The 1,011-nt window shown below is 70.8% G+C and carries 1 protein-coding gene and 1 pseudogene; both read right to left on the bottom strand.

From position 1 onward, the window contains the following. On the bottom strand, positions 1 to 803 hold an 803-nt coding region (locus ABZ449_RS42375; RefSeq protein WP_360357550.1), incomplete at its 3' end, for a GTP-binding protein. Between the two features lie 2 nt (positions 804 to 805). Then, positions 806 to 1,011, bottom strand: a pseudogene (locus ABZ449_RS42370) (sulfate adenylyltransferase small subunit); the annotation flags it as partial.

The following is a 1,011-nucleotide window of genomic DNA, read 5'->3' as shown; positions in this document are numbered from 1 at the left end:
AGGACGGTGACCGGGTCGCCGACGCGCAGGACGCCGGAGGCGAGTTGGCCGGCGTAGCCGCGGTAGTCGGGGTGGTCCTCGGTCTGGGGGCGGATCACGTACTGGACGGGGAAGCGGGCGGGTTCGGCGCTGGGGTCGGTGCCGACGGGGACGGTTTCCAGGTGTTCCAGCAGGGTGGGGCCGCCGTACCAGTCCATGTGCGCGGAGGGTTCGACGACGTTGTCCCCGGCGAGGGCGGAGATCGGGACGGCCAGTACGTCGTTGATGCCGAGCGAGGCGGCGTAGGCGGTGAACCGGGCGGCGATGGCGGCGAAGACGGGTTCGGCGTAGTCGACGAGGTCCATCTTGTTGACGGCGAGGACGACGTGGGGCACGCGCAGCAGGGCGGCGACGGCGGCGTGGCGGCGGGTCTGTTCGACGATGCCGTTGCGGGCGTCGACGAGGACGACGGCGAGTTCGGCGGTGGAGGCGCCGGTGACCATGTTGCGGGTGTACTGCACGTGGCCGGGGGTGTCGGCGAGGATGAAGCGGCGCCGGGGGGTGGCGAAGTAGCGGTAGGCGACGTCGATGGTGATGCCCTGTTCGCGTTCGGCGCGCAGGCCGTCGGTGAGCAGGGCGAGGTCGGGGGTGTCCTGGCCGCGGTTGCGGGAGGCGTGTTCGACGGCTTCCAGCTGGTCGGCGAGGACGGACTTGGAGTCGTGCAGGAGGCGGCCGACGAGGGTGGACTTGCCGTCGTCGACGGAGCCGGCGGTGGCGAAGCGCAGCAGTGAGGTGGCGGTGGTTTCGCGGGTGGTGGTGGTCATGGTTAGAAGTACCCCTCGCGCTTGCGGTCTTCCATCGCGGCCTCGGAGAGTTTGTCGTCGGCGCGGGTGGCGCCGCGTTCGGTGAGGCGGGAGGCGGCGATCTCGGTGATGACGTCCTGGATGGTGGTGGCGTCGGAGTCGACGGCGCCGGTGCAGGACATGTCGCCGACGGTGCGGTAGCGGATCGTCCTGCGTTGGACGGGTTCGT

This window comes from Kitasatospora sp. NPDC005856 (assembly GCF_040629945.1).
GTDB lineage: Bacteria > Actinomycetota > Actinomycetes > Streptomycetales > Streptomycetaceae > Kitasatospora.
This window is presented reverse-complemented; position numbering and strand designations above follow the sequence as displayed.